The sequence below is a fragment of the Lactococcus cremoris subsp. cremoris NBRC 100676 genome, assembly GCF_001591705.1.
GTDB classification, from domain to species: domain Bacteria; phylum Bacillota; class Bacilli; order Lactobacillales; family Streptococcaceae; genus Lactococcus; species Lactococcus cremoris.
In genome coordinates, this window is record NZ_BCVK01000109.1 from 1 (window position 1) to 2,156 (window position 2,156).

The 2,156-nt window shown below is 29.8% G+C and carries 2 protein-coding genes; both read right to left on the reverse strand.

Annotated features, from left to right (window positions below; translation table 11 throughout):
- Window positions 1-269 precede the first annotated feature (269 nt).
- Entirely contained in the window at window positions 270-614 is a 345-nt protein-coding gene (locus LLA01S_RS11915; RefSeq protein WP_032951428.1) for a nucleotide pyrophosphohydrolase, read from the reverse strand.
- 12 nt (window positions 615-626) lie between these two features.
- The coding region (locus tag LLA01S_RS11920; RefSeq protein ID WP_061778367.1) for a DNA/RNA helicase domain-containing protein at window positions 627-2,156 on the reverse strand (1,530 nt) is incomplete at its 5' end.

Below are 2,156 nucleotides of genomic sequence, written 5' to 3' on the forward strand. Positions count from 1 at the left end.
ATTAATAAATTTATATTTAATTTTAGCCCTACAAACAAAACTACCATTTTGATATCCTAGTATAGTATCTCCAATTTTTAAATTTTCCCATCATTTTTTGTTGCTTTTTCCAGCGACAGCTCCCCAATAATTTAAATTCTCAGAGTTAATCATGAGCTTTTGTTCTGAAGTAAAAAATTCTTCAATATTTTTATATTCAACTTTATTTACAATCGTTTTATCATAGTGAATTTGTGCTTCTTTACTACTTGCTGTAAACCAATAAAAAATTATATATCCTTCTTTTCTAAATCATTATACTTATCTTTTCTTCCTTTACTTTTTTCAGCAGGATAATTCTGACCATTCTTCTTTATCTTATCCCTAATAATATCCTCAACGCTTAATCCTAAATCATCAGCGAGCATCAATGAATAAATCATTACATCAGCTATTTCGTCTTTAATATTTTCTAAATCATCTGCTATTGCTTCTTCACTTGTTTTCCATTGAAAGTTTTCAAGTAGTTCTGATGCTTCTAAAGAAACCGATAAGGCTAAATCTTTAGCATTATGAAATTGTCTCCAGTCTCTTTCATCTCTAAATTCATTAATTTCTTTTATTAAATCATCCATTCTAAATTCCTCCTACAAACCTACTCGTTCTTTGAATAGTTTTTCTACATTCTTATCTTCAAAGTAAACAGCACACCCATCAATACCTCTTGATAGTAGTACATAGTAAATATTTAATATGTACTCTGTTAACTCAGACAGGCTAAATTCTTCCTTTAGCGGAGTACCACCAATATCTTTATAATTTTCTGATACAGCTACAATCTGCCCATTCTCTACGGTAATATCGTTACCTATGATAACTCCAGAATAATTTAAATCATAACCTTGAATCGCATGAATCGAACCTATTTCTTTTTCTGAATTTGGTTTCTTTACCCAATCCTCATAAGTCGAGTTCCATCTCTTTTGAATACCATCTTCATTCCAATCATATGGTAATTCTTCTGCTTTCTTACCTTTGTTCTCTTTCTTTTTAGTATTGGATGCCCATTCCCTACAATAACCAGCAATCACTCTATTTGTTGTTTTAGGATAAGCATGTGAGTGGTCATCCACATAATCAATAACATCTTTAAAAGTATCTACGATTTTAAAATAATCATCTTCGAAGACTTTTGAATTGAAGTTTTTATCATTACTTAATTGAAAGCCATATAAGATTCCTTTTAAGAAATCCTCTCCTGAAAAGTCTCCATTTCCGCCTATTCTAAATTGTTGCATTAACAATAGTTTTTTATAATCTTTTGTAAGATTTCTGATTTCTGAAGGTCTAATGTTTTGAGGTTTAATTCCTTGATATGGGTCATATAATAAAACCAAACCATCTGTTAATTCTTCAAGGAGTGTGATTTCTTCATCTCCTTCATTGAGATGTCTTCTTGCATTTGGATGTCCTTTACGATAATGTTGTTTCAATTTATGAGCTTCATCTACAATGATTACATCAAATCTCTTATCATTGTTCCTTGCATCGACTATAAGTTGTGAACCTGTTTTAACAGTTAATCTACCATTCAATCCGATTGATTTAAATATCAAATTAAACTGTCTTGTTAGGTTACCAGTAGTTATTAAGCCTATTCTTAAATCAAGATTTTTCTCAGCTAAAGAAAATGCTAGATTGGTAAAGAGAACAGATTTACCTGAGCCTGCTGGAGCCTCTACTAAGTATTTTTTGGCTACATCTTTTTCAATTTCATCACAAATTATTTTTTGTTTAGGTGATAACTGTTTAAATGGTGAATACTTAAATAGTAAACTCTCTCTTAATTCCTCAATATTAGGATTATCGACTAACCCCAACCAATGTAATTCATTACTCCATAATTTATAAAATACTTCAGTTAAAATTTCTTCTTTGTTTTTATAGACCAATTCAGTTTGACCATTATTTCCATTTGCAAATACAAATTTGGTTACATTTGATTCAGCAATCATATAGTTTAATAACAATGACTCTAAATCAAGAATCGATGATTTATCAAATAGGTTAGAATAAATAACTAAGCAATTTGTATATTCTTTGTAATCTACTTTGGGATTTGTTTCTCCTAGATGCTCGTTATGTCTTCTAGTAAAACCATTTGTTTCACCAACGTA